Source organism: Escherichia sp. Marseille-Q3837 (genome assembly GCF_916618735.1).
Lineage (GTDB): Bacteria > Pseudomonadota > Gammaproteobacteria > Enterobacterales > Enterobacteriaceae > Escherichia > Escherichia ruysiae.
In genome coordinates this window covers 4,272,211-4,298,886 of sequence record NZ_CAKAKC010000001.1, presented here as the reverse complement: position 1 = coordinate 4,298,886, position 26,676 = coordinate 4,272,211, and the positions used below count along the sequence as shown (strand labels likewise).

Below are 26,676 nucleotides of genomic sequence, written 5' to 3'. Positions count from 1 at the left end.
CAGAGTGGAGAAAGAAATGGCTCGTCTGGCAGCATTTGATATGGACGGCACTTTATTGATGCCCGATCACCATTTAGGTGAGAAAACCCTCTCGACTCTGGCGCGTTTGCGTGAACGCGATATTACCCTCACTTTTGCTACGGGGCGCCATGCGCTGGAGATGCAGCATATTATCGGGGTGCTATCGCTGGATGCGTATTTAATTACCGGCAACGGTACGCGTGTGCACTCTCTGGAAGGCGAACTTTTACATCGTGATGATTTGCCTGCGGACGTGGCGGAATTAGTGCTGTACCAGAAATGGGATACCCAGGCCAGTATGCATATCTTCAATGACAATGGCTGGTTTACCGGGCAAGAGATCCCAGCATTGTTGCAGGCATTTGTGTATAGCGGTTTCCGTTATCAGATTATCGATGTCAAAAAAATGCCACTCGGCAGCGTCACCAAGATCTGTTTCTGTGGCGATCACGACGATCTTATGCGCTTGCATATCCAACTAAACGAAGCATTAGGCGAGCGCGCACATTTGTGTTTTTCTGCGATTAATTGCCTGGAAGTGCTGCCAGTGGGGTGTAATAAAGGCGCGGCGTTGGCGGTGCTGACCCAACATTTAGGTTTATCGTTGCGCGATTGCATGGCCTTTGGTGATGCGATGAACGATCGCGAAATGTTAGGCAGCGTCGGTAGCGGATTTATTATGGGCAATGCGATGCCGCAACTGCGCGCGGAACTCCCTCATTTACCAGTGATTGGACATTGCCGAAATCAGGCGGTCTCTCACTATTTGACGCACTGGCTGGACAATCCACATCTACCTTATTCCCCCGAATAACGAGATCTCTTCCAGCGCCGGGCAATAGCCCGGTTTTTTTTACTTTGAATTTGTCATTTTGTGCAGTGGCGTTTAAACCGCACAGAATAAATTGTCGGTATTTCGTCTTTAAAATAGAATTAAAAGAGAAAAAAATTCTCTGCGGATTGGCTATGTTAGATAAAATTGACCGTAAGCTGCTGGCCTTACTACAGCAGGATTGCACCCTCTCTTTGCAGGCACTGGCAGAAGCCGTTAATCTGACAACCACGCCTTGCTGGAAGCGTCTGAAACGGCTGGAGGATGACGGTATCCTTATCGGCAAAGTCGCCCTGCTGGACCCGGAAAAAATTGGCCTCGGGCTGACTGCTTTTGTGTTGATTAAAACGCAACATCACAGCAGCGAATGGTATTGCCGCTTTGTCACGGTGGTAACGGAAATGCCAGAAGTGCTGGGGTTCTGGCGCATGGCCGGTGAATATGATTATCTGATGCGTGTTCAGGTTGCCGATATGAAACGCTATGACGAATTTTATAAGCGTCTGGTAAACAGCGTTCCAGGTCTGTCGGACGTTACTTCCAGCTTCGCGATGGAACAGATTAAATACACCACTTCTTTACCCATCGAATAAATATCCAGAATCAGGTCAGGACACAACGCGTGCGATTATTTGCTCAACTAAGCTGGTATTTCCGTCGGGAATGGCGTCGCTATCTCGGGGCTGTGGCCTTGCTTGTTATTATCGCGATGCTGCAACTGGTTCCGCCGAAAGTGGTCGGTATTGTTGTCGATGGCGTGACGGAACAACACTTTACTACCGGGCAGATCCTGATGTGGATCGCCACCATGGTGCTGATTGCAGTCGTGGTTTATCTCCTGCGTTATGTCTGGCGCGTACTGCTGTTTGGCGCGTCTTATCAACTGGCTGTTGAACTGCGTGAAGATTATTACCGCCAGCTAAGCCGCCAGCATCCAGAGTTTTACCTGCGTCATCGTACGGGCGACCTCATGGCTCGTGCGACCAATGACGTCGATCGGGTCGTGTTTGCCGCCGGAGAAGGGGTGCTGACGCTAGTGGATTCACTGGTGATGGGCTGCGCAGTGTTGATTATGATGTCAACGCAAATTAGCTGGCAGTTGACCTTATTTGCACTATTGCCGATGCCAGTGATGGCAATCATGATTAAGCGCAACGGCGATGCTTTGCATGAACGCTTTAAGCTGGCGCAGGCGGCGTTTTCCAGTCTCAACGATCGCACCCAGGAGAGCCTCACCAGTATCCGCATGATCAAAGCCTTTGGTCTGGAAGATCGCCAGTCGGCGCTATTTGCCGCAGATGCTGAAGACACCGGCAAGAAAAACATGCGTGTGGCGCGTATTGATGCCCGTTTTGATCCGACTATCTATATCGCGATTGGCATGGCGAATTTGCTGGCGATTGGCGGGGGAAGCTGGATGGTGGTGCAGGGCAGCTTAACGCTGGGGCAGCTCACCAGTTTTATGATGTATCTGGGGTTAATGATTTGGCCGATGCTGGCGCTGGCCTGGATGTTTAACATTGTGGAACGCGGCAGCGCGGCATATAGCCGTATTCGGACGATGCTGGCTGAAGCGCCGGTGGTGAATGATGGTAGCGAACCAGTGCCACACGGGCGTGGCGAACTGGATGTAAATATTCGCCAGTTTACTTATCCACAAACTGATCATCCTGCGCTGGAGAATGTCAGTTTCGCACTCAAACCCGGTCAGATGCTGGGTATTTGCGGACCGACCGGTTCTGGCAAAAGTACTCTGCTGTCACTCATTCAGCGTCATTTCGACGTCAGCGAGGGGGATATCCGCTTTCATGATATTCCCTTGACGCAGCTGCAACTCGATAGCTGGCGTAGCCGCCTGGCGGTGGTCAGCCAGACGCCGTTCCTTTTTTCCGACACCGTGGCGAATAACATCGCGCTGGGTTGCCCGAATGCCACCCAGCAAGAGATTGAACACGTAGCGCGGTTAGCCAGCGTACATGACGATATTTTGCGTCTACCGCAAGGTTACGACACAGAAGTGGGCGAGCGCGGCGTGATGCTTTCCGGTGGACAAAAGCAGCGCATATCCATTGCTCGTGCGTTATTAGTCAACGCAGAAATCCTTATCCTTGATGATGCGCTTTCGGCGGTGGACGGACGCACAGAGCATCAGATCCTGCATAACCTGCGCCAGTGGGGGCAGGGAAGAACAGTAATCATCAGTGCCCATCGCCTTTCTGCGCTGACGGAGGCCAGTGAGATTATTGTGATGCAGCACGGACATATCGCCCAGCGTGGCAATCATGATGCGCTGGCGCAACAAAGCGGCTGGTATCGCGATATGTATCGCTATCAACAACTGGAGGCGGCGCTTGACGATGCTCCGGAAATTCGTGAGGAGGCCGTCGATGCGTAGTTTTAGCCAACTCTGGCCGACTCTCAAACGCCTGTTAGCGTATGGTTCGCCGTGGCGCAAACCACTAGGGATTGCGGTTCTGATGATGTGGGTTGCGGCAGCGGCAGAAGTCAGTGGACCGCTACTCATCAGCTATTTCATCGATAATATGGTGGCGAAAAATAATCTGCCGTTGAAAGTGGTTGCCGGTCTGGCGGCGGCGTATGTGGGGCTGCAACTGTTTGCCGCTGGACTGCACTACGCACAGTCGCTGCTGTTTAATCGGGCGGCAGTTGGCGTTGTACAACAGTTGCGTACCGATGTAATGGATGCTGCGCTACGCCAGCCATTAAGCGAGTTTGATATCCAGCCTGTCGGGCAGGTGATTTCCCGCGTCACTAATGATACTGAAGTGATCCGCGACCTCTACGTTACCGTAGTGGCAACCGTTCTGCGTAGCGCCGCACTGGTGGGCGCGATGCTGGTAGCGATGTTCAGCCTCGACTGGCGGATGGCGCTGGTGGCGATAATGATTTTTCCGGTCGTGCTGGTGGTGATGGTGATATACCAGCGTTACAGTACGCCGATTGTCCGCCGTGTGCGCGCCTATCTGGCGGATATCAACGACGGCTTTAACGAAATCATCAACGGTATGAGCGTCATCCAGCAGTTCCGTCAGCAGGCACGATTTGGTGAACGCATGGGTGAGGCCAGTCGGTCGCACTATATGGCGAGGATGCAAACCCTGCGCCTCGACGGTTTTTTACTGCGGCCATTACTGAGTCTTTTTTCGTCGCTCATCCTTTGTGGCTTGTTGATGCTGTTTGGCTTCTCCGCCAGCGGCACCATTGAAGTGGGCGTGCTGTATGCGTTTATCAGCTATCTTGGGCGGCTTAACGAACCATTAATCGAACTGACCACGCAACAGGCGATGCTGCAACAGGCTGTTGTTGCTGGTGAGCGCGTGTTTGAGCTGATGGACGGACCGCGCCAGCAATATGGCAATGATGATCGCCCGTTACAGAGCGGCACCATCGAAGTCGATAATGTGTCGTTTGCTTATCGCGACAACAATCTGGTACTGAAGAACATTAATCTCTCTGTGCCTTCGCGTAACTTTGTGGCGCTGGTCGGGCATACCGGCAGTGGCAAAAGCACCCTTGCAAGTTTATTGATGGGGTATTACCCGCTAACGGAAGGTGAGATTCATCTCGACGGTCGTCCATTAAATTCGCTAAGTCACAGCGCATTACGTCAGGGCGTGGCGATGGTGCAGCAAGATCCGGTGGTGCTGGCGGATACTTTCCTCGCCAACGTGACGCTGGGGCGTGATATCTCCGAAGAGCGTGTCTGGCAGGCACTGGAAACCGTGCAACTGGCGGAGCTGGCGCGCAGCATGAGCGACGGTATTTATACGCCGCTGGGCGAGCAGGGGAATAATCTTTCGGTCGGGCAAAAGCAACTGCTGGCGCTGGCGCGCGTGCTGGTGGAGACGCCGCAAATCCTGATCCTTGATGAGGCAACCGCCAGCATTGATTCCGGTACTGAACAGGCGATCCAACACGCACTGGCGGCGGTGCGTGAACATACCACGCTGGTGGTGATAGCTCACCGCTTATCAACCATTGTCGATGCCGACACCATTCTGGTGCTTCATCGTGGGCAAGCCGTGGAGCAGGGCACGCACCAGCAACTGCTGGCGGCCCAGGGGCGTTACTGGCAGATGTATCAACTGCAACTTGCGGGCGAAGAGCTGGCAGCCAGCGTGCGTGAAGAGGAATCATTGAGCGCCTGAATAGCGCAATATTTCATCGTTGGTGCAAAAATGTAACGCACTGTGCACTGTCATAGTGCGTTTTCATTTTCAATCTTCTTAACTTCCTGCTCTCTTTCTCGTTTTTCATTTCTGGCACACCGCTTGCAATACCTTCTTCGTGTAGCAGAACCATTACCGAATTCTGACCGGAGGGGATCTATGAAGCTGGTGACCGTGATAATCAAACCATTCAAGCTGGAAGACGTTCGTGAAGCGTTATCTTCCATTGGTATTCAGGGGCTGACCGTCACCGAAGTGAAAGGTTTCGGGCGTCAGAAAGGACATGCTGAGCTGTACCGGGGGGCGGAATACAGCGTCAACTTCCTGCCAAAAGTAAAAATTGATGTGGCGATTGCTGATGACCAACTCGATGAAGTGATCGATATCGTCAGCAAGGCGGCTTACACCGGAAAAATTGGCGACGGCAAAATCTTCGTCGCTGAATTGCAACGCGTCATTCGAATTCGTACCGGCGAAGCCGACGAAGCGGCGCTGTAATCTCTGGCACACAGCAACAGGAACGAAAAATGAAGATAGCGACGATAAAAACTGGGCTTGCTTCACTGGCGATGCTGCCGGGACTGGTAACGGCTGCACCTGCGGTGGCCGATAAAGCCGACAATGCGTTTATGATGATTTGTACTGCGCTGGTGCTGTTTATGACTATTCCGGGAATTGCCCTGTTTTACGGTGGGTTGATTCGCGGCAAAAACGTGCTGTCGATGCTAACGCAGGTGACCGTGACGTTTGCACTGGTCTGTATTCTCTGGGTGGTTTACGGCTACTCGCTGGCGTTTGGTGAAGGCAACAATTTCTTTGGCAACATTAACTGGTTAATGCTGAAAAACATCGAACTGACGGCGGTGATGGGAAGCATTTATCAGTATATCCACGTGGCGTTTCAGGGATCGTTTGCCTGCATTACCGTAGGCTTGATCGTTGGGGCGCTGGCGGAACGAATCCGCTTCTCAGCTGTGTTGATTTTCGTGGTGGTATGGCTGACGCTCTCTTACATTCCGATTGCGCATATGGTGTGGGGCGGTGGTTTGCTGGCTTCTCACGGTGCGCTGGATTTCGCGGGTGGCACGGTGGTGCACATTAACGCCGCAATCGCCGGTCTGGTGGGTGCTTATCTGATAGGCAAACGCGTGGGCTTCGGCAAAGAGGCGTTTAAACCGCACAACCTGCCGATGGTCTTTACCGGGACTGCCATTCTCTATATCGGTTGGTTTGGCTTTAACGCCGGGTCAGCGGGCACGGCGAATGAAATCGCGGCACTGGCATTTGTGAATACTGTGGTCGCAACGGCGGCGGCAATTCTTGGCTGGATCTTCGGTGAATGGGCGCTGCGTGGTAAGCCTTCACTGCTGGGAGCGTGTTCTGGCGCGATTGCCGGTCTGGTCGGCGTGACGCCAGCCTGTGGCTATATTGGGGTTGGCGGTGCGTTGATTATCGGCGTGGTAGCTGGTCTGGCGGGCTTGTGGGGCGTTACCATGTTGAAACGCCTGCTGCGGGTGGATGATCCCTGCGATGTCTTCGGGGTACACGGTGTTTGTGGCATTGTCGGCTGTATCATGACCGGGATTTTTGCCGCCAGTTCGCTGGGTGGTGTGGGCTTCGCCGAAGGTGTGACGATGGGACATCAGCTGTTGGTACAGCTGGAAAGCATCGCCATTACGATTGTCTGGTCTGGTGTGGTGGCATTTATTGGCTACAAACTGGCGGATTTGACAGTTGGCCTGCGCGTGCCGGAAGAGCAGGAGCGCGAAGGACTGGACGTCAACAGCCACGGTGAAAATGCTTATAACGCGTAACAAGCACTGCAAAAAAATAGCCGGACGGTTTTCACCTCCGGCTGTTTTTTTTAATTGTGATTACGCATTACCCCTTCCTGAACGGTCGAGGCAACCAGCACGCCGTCCTGGGTATAAAACTCCCCGCGCACAAAGCCGCGTGCGCTGGACGCCGAGGTGCTCTCCACGCTATACAACAGCCATTCATTCAAATTAAACGGGCGATGGAACCACATGGAATGGTCAATGGTGGCAATCTGAATCCCCGGTTCAAGAAAACCGATGCCGTGCGGCTGTAAAGCAACCGGCAGGAAGTTAAGGTCAGAAGCGTAACCGAGCAGATACTGATGAACGCGCAGATCATCTGGCACGCTACCATTTGCGCGGATCCATACCTGACGATGCGGTTCTGCAACGTGCCCTTTCAGCGGGTTATGAAACTCTACCGGACGAACCTCCAGTGGACGATCGCAGATGAATTTATCTTTTAGCACCGGCGGCAGCAGGTGCGCCAGCGATTGGGCGATTTGCGTTTCCGAAGGCAGGCCATCAGGCGCTGGCGCGGGCGGCATCTCTTTTTGGTGCTCGAATCCAGCCTCTGGCGCCTGGAAAGAGGCCGTCATATAGAAAATCGGTTTACCGTTTTGAATAGCAGCAACCCGGCGGGCGCTGAAGCTGTTGCCGTCGCGTAGCGTTTCTACATCATAAATAATGGGTTTTTTGCTATCGCCAGGGCGAAGAAAGTAGCTATGAAACGAATGCACCAGACGCTCTTCCGGGACCGTCTCTTTTGCTGCATATAGCGCCTGACCAACAACCTGGCCGCCAAAGACCTGGCGTAAACCTAAATCCTCACTCTGGCCGCGAAAGAGTCCTTCCTCAATTTTTTCCAGATTTAACAATGTCAGTAAATTTTTTAGCGCCTGACTCATATAACTCTCCAGTAACAAAGCTGCCGCAGCAAGCCAAAGTGAGTTGAGTATAACGCAATTTTGGTACTGGTCCGATGGGTGCAATGGTCTGAATTACGGGCTAAATGCAGGCGTTAATACGTGACATGTGCCACACTTATTGATGTTACTATTTTGTTAACCACTCTTCCGGCGAGGAAAGTTAGCCCGCTGGTGCATTGATAATAAGGAGAAGTGAATGAAACTCGTGCACATGGCCAGTGGTTTAGCGGTTGCAATTGCGTTGGCAGCTTGCGCGGATAAAAGCGCGGATATCCAGACGCCAGCACCGGCTGCAAATACGTCTATTGCAGCGACACAGCAACCTGCTATACAACAACCGAATGTTTCCGGTACGGTCTGGATCCGTCAGAAAGTCGCACTGCCGCCTGATGCTGTGCTGACCGTGACACTTTCTGACGCGTCGTTAGCCGATGCGCCTTCTAAAGTTCTGGCGCAGAAAGCAGTACGTACCGAAGGTAAACAGTCACCGTTCAGTTTTGTTCTGCCATTTAACCCGGCAGACGTTCAGCCGAACGCACGTATCCTGTTGAGTGCGGCGGTTACCGTGAACGACAAATTGGTGTTTATCACCGATACCGTTCAACCGGTGATCAATCAGGGCGGAACCAAAGCTGACCTGACATTAGTGCCGGTTCAGCAAACCGCTGTACCGGTTCAGGCCAGCGGTGGCGCAACGACCACCGTACCTTCGACTTCACCAACCCAGGTGAATCCGTCTTCGGCAGTTCCAGCCCCTACGCAATACTAAGCGCCACTAACCCTCTCCGCTGGAGAGGGTTAGTAAATCCAGCGATAACGCTGTAAGTCGATTTGCCCGCTTCCCGACACCATCACTCCTTCTGCCAGTAATGCCTGCCGTTGACGCTGCAAATCCGGGCCGGTTAACGAGATTGTGCCGTGGCGATTAACCACCCGATGCCAGGGGAGGGTGCTGCCTTCGGGTAGACGCTTTAACACACCGCCCACCTGGCGCGCAGCACGGGGTGATCCTGCCAGTTTTGCGACGTCGCCGTAAGTGGTGACGTAGCCTTCGGGAATAGCGGCTACGATTTGCCAGACGCGTTGGGGAAATGAATCTTCTTTTTCCATCTTTTTTTCCTGGGGTAATTTTTCAGCATAATCTGGAAAAACGTCTGAGTGAAGCCGCATTGCGCAAGAAACCAGCATCCGGCACGCAATGGGTTGCAATTAGCCGGGGCAGCAGTGATAATGCGCCTGCGCGTTGGTTCTCAACGCTCTCAATGGGGGCTCTGTTGGTTCTCCCGCAACGCTACTCTGTTTACCAGGTCAGGTCCGGAAGGAAGCAGCCAAGGCAGATGACGCGTGTGCCGGGATGTAGCTGGCAGGGCCCCCACCCATTTCTGCTCCTGCCGTTTCGTCAAAAAATCCCAATGTGGCTAAACTTTAACCACGACTGACGCCGCAAGAATTGTCTGGCTGCGCAGTACGCTTCGGAGGTATTTCTGATGAAGTATGTTGATGGTTTTGTGGTTGCTGTTCCTGCCGAAAATAAAGATGCCTATCGAGAAATGGCCGCAAAGGCCGCGCCATTGTTTAAAGAGTTCGGCGCGCTTCGTATTGTTGAATGTTGGGCCAGCGATGTGCCAAACGGCAAAGTGACCGATTTTCGCATGGCAGTGAAAGCGGAAGAGAATGAGGAAGTGGTGTTTAGCTGGATTGAATACCCTTCAAAAGAGGTCCGCGACGCTGCCAATCAAAAAATGATGTCTGACCCACGAATGAAAGAGTTCGGCGAATCAATGCCGTTTGATGGCAAACGGATGATTTACGGCGGGTTTGAGTCAATCATCGACGAGTAGCGTGACGGGCTGTGCGGCGTGCCGCCAGCCCCCAAAATTTACAGATGGTATTCTGCCCAGCGTATGAAATCTTCTTTTGGCAACGCTTTGCTGTACAGCCAGCCCTGACCGTAATGCACGCCATGCTGATGTAGCCACTCTTCCTGTTTACCCGTTTCGATCCCTTCCGCCACCATTTTCAGTTTCAACGTTTTTGCCATTTCGATGATATGCGGTGTGACATTTTTATATTCCAACGCATCAACGAAGGATTTATCGATCTTCAGAATGTCGACATCCAGATCCTGTAAATAACTTAAACTTGAATACCCCGTACCAAAATCATCCAGGTAAATATCATGACCCGCTTCCCGGTAGCGCGAAATTATCGGGGCGCTGGTTTTCGGATCGGCAAATTCGCGCTCTGTGAGTTCAAGAGCGATCTGTTTGGGGTTAACCTGGTAGTGATTGATCATGTCTCGCAGCAGTTGCGGAATTTTTTCCGAGGCGAGCACGGTGGATTCAAGATTGATGGAAATATGTTGTTCCGGGTGTTGTCGCAGCCAGTCGCCCATATCTTCAAACACGTTTCTTATAATCAGCAGCGTCAGTGGCTCAGAAAGACCCGTTTGCTGTGCCAGCGGAATAAAACTATCTGGCGACAACCAACTACCGTCTGTCTGCGGCCAGCGCGCCAGTGCTTCGGCACCGACAATTTTGCCATTGGCTAAGGAGACAATCGGCTGATAGTGCACACAAATATCACGATTTTCGATGGCATCCTGCAAGCGATGATGCGGAGACTGGATACGACGCAAAATACGCAGCACAAACATGGCTGCCAGCAGGCCAATTAACAACCCTACAGGTAACCAGATAAAGACCTGCCGATGCCAGCCTTTTTGCAACGTTTTCGTTGAAGCCCAGGTGATGATGGAAATATTCATCTCTGGTAAGGGCAGAATGTCGTAAATGATCCCATTATTTTCGATGTGCTCACCGGGTGTTTTTTGCAATTGGGTAATAATACCCCGGGCAATTTCGTCGCTGCTGGTTATGACTATATTACGGGCATTGCCAATAATAGCGGCATCAATTTGCCATGAGCTATAAGGAATCACGTCGATAAAGGAGGCGGGGTCGATCATCACTACGTAATGTGCGGTTCCCATAGCAACCATGTAACGGGTAATACCTAAGTCATTGTGTGAGGTTAACCAGACCCGATAACCATCTTTTGAAATCTTCCCCGGCTCCGGAAAGGTATCCGGTGGGCTTTCGTGTTCCAGAGAAGAGCATTGGGGAACGTTGTTATCGATATAAACCACTTCCTGAATATAGCGATAGCTGTATGAAACCCGCCGCATTTCCATGAGATGCTCTTCACTACAGGCACCGCCTTGCCATCTTTCCAGCTCTTGTAGTGCATCTTTCCCTTGCGTCGCCACTTTATTGGCTCGAATAGCGACGCGGGAGGAATAGGTATTCAGCTCTTCAACAAACGACGCTTCTACCTGCTGATGAGCCAGCCAGATGCTTAAGCCGACAGGCAGTAGTACTGAAAGTATAAGCACTCCCGAAATCAGGCCGACCAAATGTCGTGTTCTCACCAACATGTCCTTATCAACACAATGTAGGGAAAGTATATCTGATTGTGGAAAAAGGCTGGCAGGAGATAAGTGGGTAAGGTCAGTATTTCATGAAATGATAGGTGGCAACGATCATTGTCAATTGACCAGGCGCAGAGCTTACGCCTGGTGTGACAGTCTGACTTAAGATGTTGATTCGGCGCGAGCGAGAGTGAAAATATCGTAAAAAGACAGCTCGCCTTTACGGGCGATCATTTTTTGCAGTTGTTCTTTATGAACATCTGCGACACGCGGCGAGTTCAGTATGGTTTCAACCAGCGCGGCAGGGACAAAGCGCGTGTTATACCATTCGCCGTTATAGCAAACTCGAAAATCCAGCACGTCGATGTCTTCGTAGCGGTAGCGTGGGTAGACATCGAAAAAGAAGAAACCGTTGAGCAGGATGAATAGCACGACAAGGAGCCAGACTGAACCTGATAGCGTTTCGGACTGCAACATCACTGCCAGCGTAGCAAAAAAAGCAACATACATGCCAATAAACAGCCCCGGATGTTTGCGGATAAAACTGATACTAAAGCGGGGCTTGTTGTCGCGTTTTTCGCGCGTATTCAGAGATTCAATTGTTTCGGTCAGTAGGCGTTGTATTTCGGTCATCTTTTGCCTTCGTGGTATCTGCAACTCTCCAGGGAACACCCTATTTTAACGTGGGAATGACATGAGAAAAGTAACAGATTAACTACAATTTTGCATAACAGTTGCAAATTGTAGTTACAGTTTTTTAATGACTCTGGCTGGGTTACCGCCTACGACAACATTATCAGGGACATCTTTGGTGACGACGGCACCTGATGCCACTACGACGTTATCGCCAATGGTAACGCCCGGGTTAATGATGGCACGACCACCAATCCAGACGTTGTTACCGATAGTCACCGGTTTCCCCAGTTCAACACCGCTATTACGTGCTACAGGGTCGATGGGATGTGTTGCCGTGTAGATATGGACACCAGGCGCCAGCATACAATTATCGCCGATATGAATAGGGCAGACATCAAGCATCACGCAATCGAAGTTCGCGTAAAACCCTTTACCGAGAAAAATGTTATAGCCATAGTCGCAGCGAAAGGAGGGCTCAATATACGCATCCGCAACCTGACCGAGTAAATCGGCGAGGATTTTTTGGCGTAAGGATTGATCTTCCGGCGAGGAATGATTGTATTGGTGAATAAGCTGACGAGCGCGCAGGCGATCGCGAGATAAAGTCTCATCTGCCGATCGATACAACTCACCAGCAATCATCTTTTCTTTTTCTGTGCTCATTACTGACGACCCGGTTGCTGGAAATGGGGCAACACAGTAATACGAAATGTCAGTGATGAGAACGTTCCCGTCACCTCTGTGTGACAGAAGTCACACGCGGCATGTCGTCATAGTAAAAATAAAATATATCTAATAAACAGATGGTTATAGTCCAGTGCTTATACTGTTTAATTATCGAATAAATTTCCACACCGAGGAAGGGATCTTGTCGTAAAGCTTATTCATGGTCAATTCTGCAAGACGGTGATCTGCGGCTGAGTAAAATACCGCCAGTTCATTATCTGATAATTCGTATTTATTTTTCTCGATAACACGTTCCAGCGTGTCAATTGTCTGACAACGACGCAAACGCATCAAATAATCGGTTTTCGTTAAAGGCTTATCGGACATACTTCTACCCATGGTTGTAATAATTAGAACAAGATAAACTCGCAGGATTCTCTTTAGTGGCGTTCACAAAACAACGGAACAGTCGGTTACCTGACTTCCGCCATTTCTGGAGATCCTGCATATTAATACCATAACTACTGAACAACATAAAGGTGTCGTCCAGATATTCATCTATCTGCTCAATGAGCTTATTGTCTTCATTATACTTAATTTTGTAATTAAGTGCGAAGGTCGCAATATGCTCAATGAGTTCATTAAGCTGCAGATTGATAGCCGAGGTAGGGTCGTTAACCCAACCATGATTGCTTTCTTCAAGGTTTGCAAGACAGTCATGATACAGGGTTTCGCAGAGAAATTTAAGCTGTGCAATATCATGTCTTTTTGGTGAGTATTCATCCATAACGCGTCCCCTTCTTAGTGGTTGAACTAACGGACACCTTTCGGGGTGGGAAAACTTACTGACCTGGACTTGCCCTCACAGTTGTTAGATTAACTATAATCCACTCTATGAAGGTTTTCATCGCATTATTACGAAAAATTACAATTAGTGGGAGGAGAGGGAAAAGGCTTACTTTTTCACCCTGCATCAACCACGTAAAGGCTAAAGCAGTTTGTTTGATGCTATTCATAACGTAATCAGGATCCTTGCGTCGGGGGTGATAAAATGAGACGGGAATTTGTCACACTAATACCCAGGATTACTCTGATTATGATGTAATTGATATGAATAAATAAAGGATTGCCGCAAATAATTAAGAATAGCCTCTAGATGTCTATGGGTTATTATACCTATTACTACCACTTAATATAAATTAACTAACAATAAGCATTTTTTATGAATTTTATGTAGCGTTAAAACTAACTTCCGTTTGCGAGCTTAGCTGTAAACATTGTTATTTTAAGATTATACGTATTAAAAAGGCCGCTTGCGCGGCCTTAGTGATTACGAGATCTATCAATGATGATCGACAGTATGGTTATGTTCGATATCTTCATTCTTGCGACTAAAGCGGCGGCGAACCACCACAAAGAACACCGGAACGAAGAAGATTGCCAGTACTGTTGCCGTCACCATCCCGCCCATTACGCCAGTACCTACCGCATTTTGTGCGCCAGAGCCAGCACCAGTGCTGATAACTAGCGGCATAACGCCGAGGATAAACGCCAGCGAGGTCATCAGGATTGGGCGTAAACGCATACGTACCGCGTCCAGAGTTGCTTCAATCAGACCCTTACCTTCTTTATCCATCAAGTCCTTGGCGAATTCGACGATAAGTATCGCGTTCTTCGCCGACAACCCAATGGTTGTAAGCAGGCCCACCTGGAAGTATACGTCATTGGTTAAGCCACGGAAGGTGGCTGCCAGCAACGCACCGATAACCCCTAGCGGAACAACCAGCATAACGGAGAACGGAATCGACCAGCTCTCATACAGCGCCGCCAGACACAGGAACACCACAATCAACGAAATTGCGTACAGCGAAGGTGCCTGGTTGCCGGAGAGACGTTCCTGATAGGACATCCCCGTCCAGTCGTAGCCAACCCCCGTAGGCAGTTTGCTCGCCAGTTGCTCCATCAACGCCATCGCTTCACCGGTACTCTTGCCTGGTGCTGCCTGGCCTAAGATCTCCATGGATGGCAGACCGTTGTAACGTTCCAGACGCGGCGAACCGTATTCCCAACGGGAAGAGGAGAACGCCGAGAATGGCACCATCTGACCATTAGCCGCGCGGACATACCAGTTACCGATATCTTCTGGCAACATGCGGTATTTCGCTTCTGACATCACGTAAACTTTCTTCACGCGACCACGGTCGATAAAGTCGTTCACGTAGCTGCCGCCCCATGCAGCACCCAGAGTGGTGTTAATGTCGTTGATAGAAACACCCAGCGCCTGAGCTTTTTCCTGGTCGATATCAATTTTAAACTGCGGCGTGTCTTCCAGACCGTTCGGACGCACGCTGGTCAGCATATCAGGATGCTTCGCCGCTTCGCCCAGCAACTGGTTACGTGCCTGAGTCAGTTTTTCGTGACCGAGGCCGGCCTGGTCAATCAACTCAAAGTCAAAACCGGTTGCCGTACCCAGTTCTACAATCGCTGGCAGGTTAAAGGCGAACACCATCGCATCTTTAATCTGCGAGAAAGCGCGCGTTGCACGCGTGGTAATTGCTTCAACTTTGTTCTCATCACCCGGACGGTCAGCCCAGTCCTTCAACGAAACGAACGCAATACCCGTGTTCTGACCACGTCCTGCAAAACCGAAGCCGTTAACGGCGAACACCGATTCAACGTTGTTCTTTTCTTTGGTCAGATAGTAATTCGTCACTTCGTTGAGCACTTTCTGCGTGCGTTCCTGCGTTGCACCTGCAGGCAGCTGAACCATGGTCATAAATACGCCCTGGTCTTCATCTGGCAAGAAGGAGCTTGGCAGACGCACGAACAGATAGGCCATGCCGACCACGATGATCAGATACAGCACCAGATAACGCCCCGTACTGCGCAGAATTCCGCCTACGCTGTCGGTGTAGTGGTGCGTGCTCTTCTCGAACATGCGGTTAAACCAGCCGAAGAAGCCTTTCTTGCCTTCCCCGTGATCGCCTTTGGCAATCGGTTTCAGCATGGTCGCACAAAGCGCCGGAGTCAGGATCAATGCCACCAGTACCGACAGTGCCATTGCCGAAACAATGGTAATGGAGAACTGACGATAGATTGCACCAGTCGAACCGCCGAAGAAGGCCATTGGTACGAATACCGCAGACAGCACCATCGCGATACCCACCAGTGCGCCCTGAATCTGCCCCATCGATTTACGTGTAGCTTCTTTCGGCGGCAAACCTTCTTCCGCCATCACACGTTCCACGTTTTCTACTACAACGATGGCGTCATCCACCAACAGGCCGATAGCGAGCACCATCCCGAACATCGTTAGCGTGTTTATCGAGAAGCCAAAGGCAGCAAGAACCGCAAAGGTTCCCAGCAATACCACCGGTACGGCAATGGTCGGAATCAACGTCGCGCGGAAGTTCTGCAAGAACAGATACATGACCAGGAACACGAGGATGATCGCTTCAACCAGCGTTTTAACCACTTCGTGAATGGAGATTTTCACGAACGGCGTAGTGTCGTATGGATAAACGATTTTCAGACCCGATGGGAAGAACGGCTCCATCTTCGCCAGTTCAGCACGGATTGCCGCAGCCGTATCCAGCGCGTTCGCACCGGTCGCCAGTTTGATACCCAGACCAGAAGCGGGTTGTCCGTTAAACTCTGCGATGATGTCGTAGTTCTCACCACCCAGCTCAATTTTCGCCACATCACGCAGCAGTACGCGGGAACCATCCTGATTCACTTTCAGCAGAATTTTGCCGAACTCTTCAGTGGAGGTCAGACGCGTCTGAGCAATAATAGAGGCGTTAAGCTGCTGGCCTTTCACCGGCGGCGTACCACCGAGCTGACCGGCCGCGACCTGGGCGTTTTGTGCTTTGATAGCGGTAATGACATCAACCGGCGTTAACTGGTATTTGTTCAGCTCATTCGGGTTCATCCAGATACGCATCGCATACTGTGAACCGAACAGCTGAACGTCACCGACGCCTGATGTACGGCTGATGGCATCTTTCATATTCGCCGCTACATAGTCGGAGATATCCTCCTGCGTCATGGAGCCATCGGTGTTGATAACGCCGACAACCATCAGGAAGCTACTGGAGGATTTCTCAACGCTCACCCCTTGCTGCTGTACTTCCTGCGGCAGTAATGGCATCGCCAGTTGCAGTTTGTTCTGCACCTGAACCTGCGCAATATCCGCATCAGTACCAGACTCAAAGGTCAGGGTGATCTGCACAGTACCCGTGGAGTCACTGTTGGAGGACATGTACATCAGGTTATCGATACCGTTCATATTCTGTTCGATAACCTGTGTAACAGTGTCCTGCACCGTTTTTGCATCAGCGCCAGGATAGGAAGCGGAGATCGTTACTGCCGGCGGTGCAATCGTAGGATATTGCGCCACCGGCAGTTTGAGGATCGCCAGCCCCCCTGCCAACATGATGATGATGGCGATCACCCACGCAAAAATCGGGCGATCAATAAAGAAATTAGGCATGTCTTAACGGCTCCTGTTTAAGTTAAGACTTGGACTGTTCAGGCTGAGCACCGCTTGCGTCTTGCTGGTTGTTATCAGCGGTTATCTCTTGTGCTTTCACCTGGACACCAGGACGCACTTTCTGCAGCCCACTTACTACTACTCGTTCGCCTGCTTTCAGACCCTCAGTCACCAGCCACTTATCGCCAATGGCCTGGCTTGCGACGATCGGACGAGTTTCCACTTTGTCATCCGCGCCAACTACCAGAACGGTAGCTTCGCCGCGTGGTGTACGAGTTACACCTTGTTGCGGAACTAAAATGGCGGTTGGATTAAGCCCTTCTTCCAGACGTGCGCGCACGAACATACCCGGCAGCAGGGTGTGATCCGGGTTCGGGAAGATAGCGCGTAAAGTGATAGAACCGGTGGTCTGATCAACGGTAACGTCAGAGAACTCCAGCGTACCGTCCTGCGGGAACTTAATACCGTCACTGGTGATTAGCGAGACTTTGGCTTTACCGTTCTCTTGCTTCAGTGTGCCGTTGGCGAGTTCTTGTTTCAGACGCAGGAAATCGTTACTGGACTGAGTAACATCAACGTAGATCGGATCAAGTTGCTGTACGGTCGCCAGCGCAGTCGCCTGGCCGTTTTGCACCAATGCGCCTTCCGTCACGTTCGATTTACCAATACGGCCGGTAATCGGAGAGGTGACTTTGGTGTAAGCCAGATTGATGCGCGCGGTTTCAACAGCCGCTTTCGCCGCAGTAACAGCCGCATTTGCCTGTTGCGCATCAGCCAGCGCCTGATCGTACTCTTGCTTACTGATGTACTGAGTACCCAGCAGCTTCTGGTAACGATTAACAGTCAACTGCGCGATATTGGCTGCTGCCTGCGCTTTAGCCAGATCGCCTTTTGCACTGTCGTACGCTGCCTGATAGGTCGCAGGATCAATCTGATAGAGAGAGACACCTGCTTCGATGTCGCTACCTTCTTTGAAATTACGCTTCAGGATAATCCCGCTAACTTGAGGACGAACTTCTGCGATCCGGTAGGCACTGGTGCGACCCGGAAGCTCGGTTGTGATCTGCAGAGGTTCAGTTTTGACTGTTACTACCCCAACAGCGGGCATCTGCTGGCCACCTTGTTGGGCCTGTTTGTCGTCACATCCTGTAAGCGCTAAGCTGCCTGAGAGCATCAGAACGATCGCCAGAGGCGTAAACCCTCTGTTTTTGTTCATATGTAAACCTCGAGTGTCCGATTTCAAATTGGTCAATGGTCAAAAGTCGATAAACCCATTGCTGCGTTTATATTATCGTCGTGCTATGGTACATACATTCATAAATGTATGTAAATCTAACGCCTGTAAATTCACGAACATATGGCACGAAAAACCAAACAAGAAGCGCAAGAAACGCGCCAACACATCCTCGATGTGGCTTTACGTCTTTTCTCACAGCAGGGGGTATCATCCACCTCACTGGGAGAGATTGCAAAAGCAGCAGGCGTTACGCGTGGTGCAATCTACTGGCATTTTAAAGATAAGTCGGATTTGTTCAGTGAGATCTGGGAGCTGTCAGAATCCAATATTGGTGAACTAGAGCTTGAGTATCAGGCAAAATTCCCTGACGATCCACTCTCAGTATTAAGAGAAATACTAATTCATGTTCTTGAATCGACGGTGACTGAAGAGCGGCGGCGATTATTGATGGAGATTATTTTCCACAAATGCGAATTTGTCGGAGAAATGGCTGTTGTTCAACAGGCACAACGTAATCTCTGTCTGGAAAGTTATGACCGTATAGAACAAACGTTAAGACATTGTATTGAAGCGAAAATGCTGCCCGCAGATTTAATGACGCGTCGCGCAGCCATTATTATGCGCGGCTATATTTCCGGCTTAATGGAAAATTGGCTCTTTGCCCCGCAATCTTTTGACCTCAAAAAAGAAGCCCGCGATTACGTTGCCATATTGTTGGAAATGTATCTTCTTTGCCCTACGCTTCGTACACCGGCCACCAACGAAAAATCCTGAATCAGACTCCAGGATTTTTCCTGGACATTTTCTCTGTTGCTATTCTGGCTCTCTACGGCGTGCTATTCTAGCCGCTTGACTATTTCAGGTCGTCCTTCAGGTTCAGAAACCTTCATTCATCATGACTATGTTCCAGTATTACAAACGATCACGGCATTTTGTTTTTTCAGCATTTATTGCTTTTGTTTTGGTCTTGTTATGCCAGAACACGGCCTTTGCGCGGGCGTCATCAAATGGTGACTTACCGACGAAAGCGGATCTACAGGCACAGCTTGACTCGCTTAATAAACAAAAAGATCTTTCTGCTCAGGACAAACTGGTTCAGCAGGATCTGACAGACACATTAGCCACTCTCGATAAAATCGATCGCGTAAAAGAAGAGACGGTTCAGTTACGACAAAAAGTGGCTGAAGCGCCAGAAAAAATGCGCCAGGCGACCGCAGCGTTAACCGCACTTAGCGATGTGGACAACGACGACGAAACGCGCAAAATTCTGAGCACGCTTTCGTTGCGCCAACTGGAAACTCGCGTTGCCCAGGCGCTGGACGATTTGCAAAACGCACAAAACGATCTGGCGTCTTATAACAGCCAGTTAGTTTCTTTACAGACGCAGCCTGAGCGCGTGCAAAATGCGATGTATACCGCCTCACAGCAGCTGCAACAAATTCGCAGCCGCCTGGATGGCACGGAAGTCGGTGAGACAGCCTTACGTCCCAGCCAGAAAGTGCTGATGCAGGCGCAGCAGGCTTTGTTGAATGCCGAGATTGACCAGCAACGTAAAAGCCTGGAAGGGAACACCGTCTTACAGGATACCCTGCAAAAGCAACGCGATTATGTGACGGCGAACAGCACTCGTCTGGAACATGAGCTGCAACTATTGCAGGAGGCGGTTAACAGCAAGCGTCTGACATTAACTGAAAAAACGGCGCAGGAAGCGGTAACGCCGGACGAAGCTGCGCGTATTCAGGCTAATCCGCTGGTGAAACAAGAGCTGGAAATTAACCAGCAGTTAAGTCAGCGTCTGATTAGCGCCACTGAAAACGGCAATTTGCTGATGCAGCAAAACATAAAAGTCAAAAACTGGCTGGAGCGGGCGCTGCAATCGGAACGCAATATCAAAGAGCAGATTTCTGTCCTGAAGGGCAGTCTGCTGCTGTCACGTATTCTTTATCAGCAACAACAAACGCTGCCCTCGGCGGACGAACTGGAAAATATGACCAACCGCATTGCGGATTTGCGTCTCGAACAGTTCGAAGTGAACCAGCAGCGTGACGCACTCTTCCAGAGCGATGCTTATGTCGCCAAACTGGAAGAGGGTCATGCGAATGAAGTCAACGACGAAGTCCGTGACGCATTGTTGCAAGTAGTTGATATGCGTCGCGAATTGCTGGATCAGCTTAACAAACAGTTGGGCAACCAACTCATGATGGCCATTAACCTGCAAATCAACCAGCAACAGTTAATGAGCGTATCGAAAAACCTGAAATCCATCCTGACCCAGCAGATTTTCTGGGTGAACAGTAACCGCCCGATGGACTGGGACTGGATTAAAGCGTTCCCACAAACGCTGCAGGATGAATTCAAGTCGATGAAAATTACGGTGAACTGGGAAAAAGCCTGGCCTGCCGTCTTTATCGCTTTCCTCGCAGGTTTGCCGCTGCTGCTCATCGCCGGGTTGATTCACTGGCGTCTGGGATGGCTGAAAGCGTATCAACAAAAACTGGCTTCCGCCGTAGGTTCCCTGCGTAACGACAGCCAGCTCAACACACCAAAAGCGATCCTTATCGATCTGATCCGCGCGCTGCCGGTGTGTCTGATTATTCTCGCCGTCGGTTTGATTCTGCTCACCATGCAGCTCAACATCAGTGAATTACTGTGGTCGTTCAGCAAAAAACTGGCGATTTTCTGGCTGGTGTTTGGCCTGTGCTGGAAGGTGCTGGAGAAAAATGGCGTTGCTGTTCGTCACTTTGGTATGCCGGAACAGCAGACCAGCCACTGGCGTCGGCAAATTGTCCGCATCAGCCTCGCGTTGCTGCCAATCCATTTCTGGTCTGTGGTGGCAGAACTTTCCCCGCTGCATCTGATGGATGATGTGCTGGGGCAGGCGATGATTTTCTTCAACCTGCTGCTGATTGCCTTCCTGGTATGGCCGATGTGCCGCGAAAGCTGGCGCGATAAAGAGTCGCACACCATGCGACTGGTCACCATTACCGTGCTGTCGATTATCCCGATTGCGTTGATGGTGCTGACCGCCACAGGTTATTTCTACACCACGCTGCGCCTCTCCGGGCGTTGGATTGAAACCGTTTATTTGGTGATCATCTGGAACCTGCTGTACCAGACGGTATTGCGCGGCTTAAGCGTAGCGGCGCGGCGTATCGCCTGGCGTCGTGCGCTGGCGCGTCGGCAGAATCTGGTGAAAGAGGGCGCAGAAGGTGCCGAACCGCCGGAAGAACCCACCATTGCACTGGAGCAGGTTAACCAGCAGACGCTGCGTATTACCATGTTGCTGATGTTTGCGCTGTTCGGTGTCATGTTCTGGGCAATTTGGTCCGATTTGATCACCGTGTTCAGCTATCTCGACAGCATCACGCTCTGGCATTACAACGGCACTGAAGCCGGGGTTGCGGTGGTGAAAAGCGTCACTATGGGCAGTCTGTTGTTTGCGATTATCGCATCGATGGTTGCCTGGGCGCTGATCCGCAACCTGCCTGGTTTGCTGGAAGTGCTGGTGCTCTCGCGACTGAATATGCGCCAGGGCGCGTCGTATGCCATTACTACCATCCTTAACTACATCATTATTGCCGTTGGTGCGATGACGGTGTTCGGATCGCTTGGTGTGTCGTGGGATAAACTCCAGTGGCTGGCAGCGGCATTATCTGTAGGTCTGGGTTTTGGTTTACAAGAGATCTTCGGTAACTTCGTTTCTGGTTTGATCATCCTGTTCGAACGTCCGGTGCGCATTGGCGATACGGTAACCATCGGTACTTTCTCCGGAACAGTCAGTAAGATTCGTATTCGTGCAACGACTATTACGGACTTCGATCGCAAAGAAGTGATTATCCCGAACAAAGCGTTCGTAACCGAGCGTCTGATCAACTGGTCGTTAACCGACACCACCACTCGTCTGGTGATCCGCCTGGGTGTGGCTTACGGTTCTGATCTGGAAAAAGTACGCAGAGTCCTGCTTCAGGCAGCGACTGAGCATCCAAGGGTGATGCACGAACCGATGCCGGAAGTCTTCTTTACTGCGTTTGGCGCCAGCACCCTGGATCACGAGCTGCGCCTGTACGTTCGTGAACTGCGCGACCGTAGCCGTACTGTCGATGAACTGAACCGTACCATTGATCAGCTGTGCCGTGAAAACGACATCAACATTGCCTTTAACCAGCTTGAAGTGCATCTGCACAACGAGAAGGGCGATGAGGTGACGGAAGTAAAACGCGACTACAAAGGCGACGATCCGACGCCAGCGGTAGGGTAATAACGAAAGGGGGCGACATTTATCCGCCCCCGAGATTGCTGACAAAGCCCGGCATATGCACGGACGATCCCCTCGCCCCATCGGGGAGAGGGCTAGGGTGAGGGGGGCAGGCCAGCGCCTGTGCGAATAATACCCTCACCCCGACCCTCTCTCTAAAAGGGCGAGGGGGAAAGCCGTGCCCGTTTTGACCCGTAAGCGAGTTTGTCAGCAATCGCAGGGACGGCATCTAGCCACCCCATTTATTTTTCGCTTTGCGCCTCATCATCGCGCGTTAATTTCTTTTCATAATCACGTTTTACAATATCAAGGGCGCGCAGCACGGTACTGGCAGGGATCTGATTTTCCTCCAGCAGCACAATCAAATCGACGGCCAGTTTGACATCGTCAGGGGCATTTTCCAGTGACATACTCTCTCCATTGTTAGCGGGTTAAACGCGCTAACCTGTTTTCGATTTTTTCCAGCGCATGGCGACACCGCGCCAGACGCGCTTCATAGGCTTCTACTTCACGATGCAGCGTTTGCTGCTCTACGAGATCGGTTGCCTGCGCCAGACGGGATTTACGTTCCGCTACCATCTCACGTAATCGCCGTTCAAAATCCTGATGTTGAATCCTTTTTCGTTGCCAGCGGGCAATTTTGGGTGGCGCGCTGTCCCACTCGCGCAGTGACCAGGATGCCGCTTCACGGGCAATCGCTTCCAGTTGGGCGACCAGGTGTTCTGCCAGCCAGGCTACTTGCGGCAGCTGCTGCTGTTCGACTGCGTGACGAAGCGCAGCCATGTTATCGCCCGCCTCATCAAGACAAGCCTGTAACGTTGTCGCGCGAGTCTGAAAAAGATGCCTGTCGAAACGGGCGCTTAACGTGCTGAACTGCGCCACCGGGACACAACGCTGGCGCAGCGTGGCGAGCTGACCTTCCAGTTTTTCCAGCAGCAAGGTAGTTTTCACGATAAGACCTCAATGAAAATGATAATTGTTATGCTAAAGTAGCCACTCTGTAAGCTGACAACACTCAATATGCAACGAATCATTTTAATCATCATTGGCTGGCTGGCGGTAGTGTTGGGGACGCTGGGCGTGGTATTACCGGTATTGCCGACTACGCCGTTTATCCTGTTGGCGGCCTGGTGCTTTGCGCGCTCTTCCCCGCGTTTTCACGCCTGGCTGTTGTACCGCTCATGGTTTGGCAGCTATTTACGTTTCTGGCAGAAATACCATGCAATGCCGCGTGGCGCAAAACCACGGGCGATTTTATTGATACTCGTGACTTTTGCTATTTCACTATGGTTTGTGCATATGGTGTGGGTACGCATTTTGTTGCTGGTGATCCTCACTTGTTTGCTGATTTTTATGTGGCGAATCCCGGTGATTGATGAAAAGCAAGAAAAGCACTGAAGCACAACAATCGCTGTTGCAATTATCGCGCACAGCCAGTACATTCTGGCGTTTTCGAGCACAGGCGCAGGCGGTCAAAGGTTAAACAAAAGTTACTTTTGATACGTTTAAAACGCGCCGTGAGTACCACCGTAACAAGCAGGCATACACTTATGACCGCGACTGCACAGCAGCTTGAGTATCTCAAAAATAGCATCAAAAGCATTCAGGACTACCCAAAACCCGGCATTCTGTTCCGTGATGTCACCAGCTTACTGGAAGACCCGAAAGCTTACGCTCTCAGCATCGACCTGCTGGTTGAGCGTTACAAAAATGCGGGTATTACCAAAGTTGTCGGCACCGAAGCACGTGGCTTCTTGTTTGGTGCTCCGGTAGCATTGGGTCTGGGCGTAGGTTTTGTACCGGTACGTAAACCGGGCAAACTGCCGCGCGAAACCATCAGCGAAACTTACGAACTGGAATACGGCACCGATAAGCTGGAAATCCACGTTGATGCCATTAAACCAGGTGACAAAGTATTGGTAGTCGACGATTTGCTGGCAACTGGGGGCACCATTGAGGCGACAGTGAAATTGATCCGTCGTCTGGGCGGTGAAGTCACTGACGCTGCATTCATCATTAATTTGTTCGACCTCGGCGGTGAACAGCGTCTCGAAAATCAAGGCATTACCTGTTATAGCCTTGTCCCGTTCCCGGGCCACTAATTTTCGACAGCCCGCGCCATGGGCAGCACAAGATGTACATTCAGCCTCGCCGTTCTGACGGGGCTGTGTTAGCATTACCCCTTCGTGAATCCACCTTCCAGCGTTTCAGAGCCTGCCAATGAGTTATCAGGTCTTAGCCCGAAAATGGCGCCCACAAACCTTTGCTGACGTCGTCGGCCAGGAACATGTGCTGACCGCACTGGCGAACGGCTTGTCGTTAGGGCGTATTCATCATGCTTATCTTTTTTCCGGCACCCGTGGCGTCGGAAAAACCTCTATCGCCCGACTGCTGGCGAAGGGGCTAAACTGCGAAACAGGCATTACCGCGACGCCGTGCGGCGTATGCGATAACTGCCGCGAAATCGAACAGGGGCGCTTTGTTGATCTGATTGAGATCGATGCCGCCTCGCGCACCAAAGTCGAAGATACCCGCGACCTGCTGGATAACGTTCAGTACGCGCCAGCGCGCGGTCGCTTTAAAGTCTATCTGATCGACGAAGTGCATATGCTGTCGCGCCACAGCTTCAACGCACTGTTAAAAACCCTTGAAGAGCCACCAGAGCATGTGAAGTTTCTGCTGGCAACCACCGATCCGCAGAAATTGCCGGTGACGATTTTGTCGCGCTGTCTGCAATTTCATCTCAAGGCGCTGGATGTCGAGCAAATTCGTCATCAGCTTGAGCACATTCTCAACGAAGAACATATCGCCCACGAGCCTCGGGCGCTGCAACTGCTGGCGCGCGCCGCTGAAGGCAGCCTGCGAGACGCGTTAAGTCTGACTGACCAGGCGATTGCCAGCGGTGATGGTCAGGTTTCGACCCAGGCGGTCAGTTCGATGCTCGGTACGCTCGACGACGATCAGGCGCTGTCGCTGGTAGAAGCGATGGTGGAAGCCAACGGCGAGCGCGTAATGGCGCTGATTAATGAAGCCGCTGCTCGTGGTATTGAGTGGGAAGCGTTGCTGGTGGAAATGCTCGGCCTGCTGCACCGCATTGCGATGGTACAGCTTTCGCCTGCTGCGCTTGGCAATGACATGGCTGCCATTGAGCTGCGGATGCGTGAACTGGCACGTACCGTGCCGCCAACAGATATTCAGCTTTACTACCAGACGCTATTGATTGGTCGCAAAGAATTACCGTATGCGCCGGACAGACGCATGGGCGTTGAAATGACGCTATTGCGCGCGCTGGCGTTCCATCCGCGTATGCCTCTACCCGAACCGGAAGTGCCGCGCCAGTCCTTTGCGCCAGTCGCGCCGACGGCGGTAATGACGCCAATGCAGGTGCCGCCACAGCCGCAATCAGCGCCGCAGCAGGCACCGACCGTACCGCTCTCAGAAACCACCAGCCAGGTGCTGGCGGCGCGCCAGCAACTACAGCGCGCACAGGGAGCAACCAAAGCAAAAAAGAGTGAACCGGCAGCCGCTACCCGCGCGCGGCCGGTGAATAACGCTGCGCTGGAAAGACTGGCTTCGGTCACCGATCGCGTTCAGTCGCGTCCGGCACCATCGGCGCTGGAAAAAGCGCCAGCCAAAAAAGAAGCGTATCGCTGGAAGGCAACCACCCCAGTGATGCAACAAAAAGAAGTCGTCGCCACGCCGAAGGCGCTGAAAAAGGCGCTGGAACATGAAAAAACGCCAGAGCTGGCGGCGAAACTGGCGGCAGAAGCCATTGAGCGCGATCCGTGGGCAGCACAGGTGAGCCAACTTTCGCTACCAAAACTGGTCGAACAGGTGGCGTTAAATGCCTGGAAAGAGGAGAACGGCAACACGGTGTGTCTGCATTTGCGCTCCTCTCAGCGTCATTTGAATAACAGCGGTGCACAACAAAAACTGGCTGAAGCGTTGAGTACGTTAAATGGCTCAACGGTTGAACTGACTATCGTTGAAGATGATAATCCAGCGGTGCGTACGCCGCTGGAGTGGCGTCAGGCGATATACGAAGAAAAACTTGCGCAGGCGCGCGAGTCCATTATTGCGGATAATAATATTCAGACCCTGCGTCGATTCTTCGATGCGGAGCTGGATGAAGAAAGTATCCGCCCCATTTGATCGTAAGCACAGCTTACGA

General features: G+C 51.5%; 24 protein-coding genes, 1 other RNA gene and 1 other annotated feature. Of the genes, 14 read left to right on the top strand and 11 right to left on the bottom strand.

The genetic code is table 11. From position 1 onward, the window contains the following. Positions 1-16 precede the first annotated feature (16 nt). From cof to amtB, 6 genes are all read left to right on the top strand, one after another. Entirely contained in the window at positions 17-835 is an 819-nt protein-coding gene (gene cof / locus LG381_RS20630; RefSeq protein WP_225762863.1) for an HMP-PP phosphatase, read from the top strand. Between the two features lie 152 nt (positions 836-987). Next, positions 988-1,446, top strand: a complete 459-nt coding sequence (gene decR / locus LG381_RS20625; RefSeq protein WP_000884589.1) for a DNA-binding transcriptional regulator DecR — start codon at positions 988-990, stop codon at positions 1,444-1,446. A gap of 29 nt (positions 1,447-1,475) precedes the next feature. Continuing rightward, positions 1,476-3,248 carry a SmdA family multidrug ABC transporter permease/ATP-binding protein gene (locus tag LG381_RS20620; protein WP_225762862.1) on the top strand — a complete coding sequence of 591 codons (1,773 nt, stop codon included), beginning with the start codon at positions 1,476-1,478 and terminating at the stop codon, positions 3,246-3,248. Continuing rightward, entirely contained in the window at positions 3,241-5,022 is a 1,782-nt protein-coding gene (locus LG381_RS20615; protein ID WP_001256189.1) for a SmdB family multidrug efflux ABC transporter permease/ATP-binding protein, read from the top strand. Before LG381_RS20620 ends, LG381_RS20615 begins: the two co-directional genes overlap by 8 nt. A 180-nt stretch (positions 5,023-5,202) precedes the next feature. Next, positions 5,203-5,541, top strand: coding sequence for a P-II family nitrogen regulator (gene glnK / locus LG381_RS20610; RefSeq protein WP_000780338.1), 339 nt, complete (start codon positions 5,203-5,205; stop codon positions 5,539-5,541). A gap of 29 nt (positions 5,542-5,570) precedes the next feature. Further along, on the top strand, positions 5,571-6,857 hold the full coding sequence (gene amtB, locus LG381_RS20605) for an ammonium transporter AmtB (RefSeq protein WP_000685050.1): 1,287 nt from the start codon (positions 5,571-5,573) through the stop codon (positions 6,855-6,857). A gap of 50 nt (positions 6,858-6,907) precedes the next feature. Here amtB and tesB read toward each other — a convergent pair whose 3' ends face one another. Then, entirely contained in the window at positions 6,908-7,768 is an 861-nt protein-coding gene (gene tesB, locus LG381_RS20600) for an acyl-CoA thioesterase II (RefSeq protein WP_010347651.1), read from the bottom strand. A gap of 217 nt (positions 7,769-7,985) precedes the next feature. On the opposite strand from tesB, the gene LG381_RS20595 reads away from it, so the two are divergent. After that, a complete protein-coding gene (locus LG381_RS20595; RefSeq protein WP_000779815.1) occupies positions 7,986-8,558 on the top strand; it encodes a YbaY family lipoprotein in 573 nt (190 codons plus the stop codon). Between the two features lie 29 nt (positions 8,559-8,587). Here LG381_RS20595 and LG381_RS20590 read toward each other — a convergent pair whose 3' ends face one another. Beyond that, on the bottom strand, positions 8,588-8,899 hold the full coding sequence (locus LG381_RS20590; RefSeq protein WP_000409910.1) for an MGMT family protein: 312 nt from the start codon (positions 8,897-8,899) through the stop codon (positions 8,588-8,590). Between the two features lie 162 nt (positions 8,900-9,061). On the opposite strand from LG381_RS20590, the gene ffs reads away from it, so the two are divergent. After that, positions 9,062-9,158, top strand: an RNA gene (ffs, locus tag LG381_RS20585) — signal recognition particle sRNA small type. A gap of 118 nt (positions 9,159-9,276) precedes the next feature. Further along, complete coding sequence (locus LG381_RS20580; RefSeq protein WP_000878149.1) at positions 9,277-9,630, top strand: DUF1428 domain-containing protein; 354 nt, start codon at positions 9,277-9,279, stop codon at positions 9,628-9,630. A gap of 38 nt (positions 9,631-9,668) precedes the next feature. Here LG381_RS20580 and pdeB read toward each other — a convergent pair whose 3' ends face one another. The 7 genes from pdeB to acrA form a co-directional block, all read right to left on the bottom strand. Next, on the bottom strand, positions 9,669-11,219 hold the full coding sequence (gene pdeB, locus LG381_RS20575) for a cyclic-guanylate-specific phosphodiesterase PdeB (protein WP_105289777.1): 1,551 nt from the start codon (positions 11,217-11,219) through the stop codon (positions 9,669-9,671). Between the two features lie 162 nt (positions 11,220-11,381). Beyond that, on the bottom strand, positions 11,382-11,852 hold the full coding sequence (locus LG381_RS20570; protein ID WP_085460461.1) for a YlaC family protein: 471 nt from the start codon (positions 11,850-11,852) through the stop codon (positions 11,382-11,384). A gap of 114 nt (positions 11,853-11,966) precedes the next feature. Then, positions 11,967-12,518: a maltose O-acetyltransferase gene (gene maa, locus LG381_RS20565; protein WP_000102550.1), complete on the bottom strand. Its 552-nt coding sequence runs from the start codon at positions 12,516-12,518 to the stop codon at positions 11,967-11,969. 171 nt (positions 12,519-12,689) lie between these two features. Then, positions 12,690-12,908 (bottom strand): HHA domain-containing protein, encoded by a 219-nt coding sequence (locus LG381_RS20560; protein WP_001280991.1) that lies wholly within the window; start codon positions 12,906-12,908, stop codon positions 12,690-12,692. Between the two features lie 4 nt (positions 12,909-12,912). Further along, complete coding sequence (gene tomB, locus LG381_RS20555; RefSeq protein ID WP_000344801.1) at positions 12,913-13,308, bottom strand: Hha toxicity modulator TomB; 396 nt, start codon at positions 13,306-13,308, stop codon at positions 12,913-12,915. Between the two features lie 555 nt (positions 13,309-13,863). Beyond that, positions 13,864-17,013, bottom strand: coding sequence for an efflux RND transporter permease AcrB (acrB, locus tag LG381_RS20550; protein ID WP_001132459.1), 3,150 nt, complete (start codon positions 17,011-17,013; stop codon positions 13,864-13,866). 22 nt (positions 17,014-17,035) lie between these two features. Then, positions 17,036-18,229 (bottom strand): multidrug efflux RND transporter periplasmic adaptor subunit AcrA, encoded by a 1,194-nt coding sequence (gene acrA, locus LG381_RS20545; RefSeq protein WP_010347661.1) that lies wholly within the window; start codon positions 18,227-18,229, stop codon positions 17,036-17,038. Between the two features lie 141 nt (positions 18,230-18,370). Here acrA and acrR point away from each other — a divergent pair, with 141 nt between their 5' ends. Together acrR and mscK are read left to right on the top strand one after the other, a co-directional pair. Then, positions 18,371-19,024, top strand: coding sequence for a multidrug efflux transporter transcriptional repressor AcrR (gene acrR / locus LG381_RS20540; RefSeq protein WP_000101734.1), 654 nt, complete (start codon positions 18,371-18,373; stop codon positions 19,022-19,024). 121 nt (positions 19,025-19,145) lie between these two features. Beyond that, positions 19,146-22,508, top strand: coding sequence for a mechanosensitive channel MscK (mscK, locus tag LG381_RS20535; RefSeq protein WP_032224796.1), 3,363 nt, complete (start codon positions 19,146-19,148; stop codon positions 22,506-22,508). Between the two features lie 239 nt (positions 22,509-22,747). Here mscK and rsmS read toward each other — a convergent pair whose 3' ends face one another. Beyond that, positions 22,748-22,915 carry a pleiotropic regulatory protein RsmS gene (rsmS, locus tag LG381_RS20530; RefSeq protein WP_000051156.1) on the bottom strand — a complete coding sequence of 56 codons (168 nt, stop codon included), beginning with the start codon at positions 22,913-22,915 and terminating at the stop codon, positions 22,748-22,750. 13 nt (positions 22,916-22,928) lie between these two features. Continuing rightward, positions 22,929-23,456: a primosomal replication protein N'' gene (gene priC / locus LG381_RS20525; protein WP_032224799.1), complete on the bottom strand. Its 528-nt coding sequence runs from the start codon at positions 23,454-23,456 to the stop codon at positions 22,929-22,931. Between the two features lie 69 nt (positions 23,457-23,525). Here priC and LG381_RS20520 point away from each other — a divergent pair, with 69 nt between their 5' ends. The 3 genes from LG381_RS20520 (at position 23,526) to dnaX (ending at position 26,657) form a co-directional block, all read left to right on the top strand. Beyond that, entirely contained in the window at positions 23,526-23,903 is a 378-nt protein-coding gene (locus LG381_RS20520; protein WP_001188910.1) for a DUF454 family protein, read from the top strand. Between the two features lie 152 nt (positions 23,904-24,055). Next, entirely contained in the window at positions 24,056-24,607 is a 552-nt protein-coding gene (gene apt / locus LG381_RS20515; protein WP_001515901.1) for an adenine phosphoribosyltransferase, read from the top strand. 118 nt (positions 24,608-24,725) lie between these two features. Then, positions 24,726-26,657, top strand: a complete 1,932-nt coding sequence (gene dnaX / locus LG381_RS20510) for a DNA polymerase III subunit gamma/tau (RefSeq protein WP_000122041.1) — start codon at positions 24,726-24,728, stop codon at positions 26,655-26,657. After that, positions 25,990-26,054: a sequence feature (DnaX frameshifting element), on the top strand. It overlaps the preceding gene by 65 nt. Positions 26,658-26,676: the final 19 nt, after the last annotated feature.

What these genes read in the sequence shown, in the direction of transcription:
- dnaX (WP_000122041.1), top strand. Translation starts at nt 24,726, where the DNA reads ATGAGTTATCAGGTCTTAGCCCGAAAATGGCGCCCACAAACCTTTGCT.
- acrB (WP_001132459.1), bottom strand. Translation starts at nt 17,013, where the DNA reads ATGCCTAATTTCTTTATTGATCGCCCGATTTTTGCGTGGGTGATCGCC.
- mscK (WP_032224796.1), top strand. Translation starts at nt 19,146, where the DNA reads ATGACTATGTTCCAGTATTACAAACGATCACGGCATTTTGTTTTTTCA.
- amtB (WP_000685050.1), top strand. Translation starts at nt 5,571, where the DNA reads ATGAAGATAGCGACGATAAAAACTGGGCTTGCTTCACTGGCGATGCTG.
- tomB (WP_000344801.1), bottom strand. Translation starts at nt 13,308, where the DNA reads ATGGATGAATACTCACCAAAAAGACATGATATTGCACAGCTTAAATTT.
- apt (WP_001515901.1), top strand. Translation starts at nt 24,056, where the DNA reads ATGACCGCGACTGCACAGCAGCTTGAGTATCTCAAAAATAGCATCAAA.
- LG381_RS20595 (WP_000779815.1), top strand. Translation starts at nt 7,986, where the DNA reads ATGAAACTCGTGCACATGGCCAGTGGTTTAGCGGTTGCAATTGCGTTG.
- tesB (WP_010347651.1), bottom strand. Translation starts at nt 7,768, where the DNA reads ATGAGTCAGGCGCTAAAAAATTTACTGACATTGTTAAATCTGGAAAAA.
- LG381_RS20570 (WP_085460461.1), bottom strand. Translation starts at nt 11,852, where the DNA reads ATGACCGAAATACAACGCCTACTGACCGAAACAATTGAATCTCTGAAT.
- glnK (WP_000780338.1), top strand. Translation starts at nt 5,203, where the DNA reads ATGAAGCTGGTGACCGTGATAATCAAACCATTCAAGCTGGAAGACGTT.
- acrR (WP_000101734.1), top strand. Translation starts at nt 18,371, where the DNA reads ATGGCACGAAAAACCAAACAAGAAGCGCAAGAAACGCGCCAACACATC.
- LG381_RS20520 (WP_001188910.1), top strand. Translation starts at nt 23,526, where the DNA reads ATGCAACGAATCATTTTAATCATCATTGGCTGGCTGGCGGTAGTGTTG.
- rsmS (WP_000051156.1), bottom strand. Translation starts at nt 22,915, where the DNA reads ATGTCACTGGAAAATGCCCCTGACGATGTCAAACTGGCCGTCGATTTG.
- LG381_RS20615 (WP_001256189.1), top strand. Translation starts at nt 3,241, where the DNA reads ATGCGTAGTTTTAGCCAACTCTGGCCGACTCTCAAACGCCTGTTAGCG.
- cof (WP_225762863.1), top strand. Translation starts at nt 17, where the DNA reads ATGGCTCGTCTGGCAGCATTTGATATGGACGGCACTTTATTGATGCCC.
- LG381_RS20590 (WP_000409910.1), bottom strand. Translation starts at nt 8,899, where the DNA reads ATGGAAAAAGAAGATTCATTTCCCCAACGCGTCTGGCAAATCGTAGCC.
- acrA (WP_010347661.1), bottom strand. Translation starts at nt 18,229, where the DNA reads ATGAACAAAAACAGAGGGTTTACGCCTCTGGCGATCGTTCTGATGCTC.
- maa (WP_000102550.1), bottom strand. Translation starts at nt 12,518, where the DNA reads ATGAGCACAGAAAAAGAAAAGATGATTGCTGGTGAGTTGTATCGATCG.
- LG381_RS20580 (WP_000878149.1), top strand. Translation starts at nt 9,277, where the DNA reads ATGAAGTATGTTGATGGTTTTGTGGTTGCTGTTCCTGCCGAAAATAAA.
- LG381_RS20560 (WP_001280991.1), bottom strand. Translation starts at nt 12,908, where the DNA reads ATGTCCGATAAGCCTTTAACGAAAACCGATTATTTGATGCGTTTGCGT.
- decR (WP_000884589.1), top strand. Translation starts at nt 988, where the DNA reads ATGTTAGATAAAATTGACCGTAAGCTGCTGGCCTTACTACAGCAGGAT.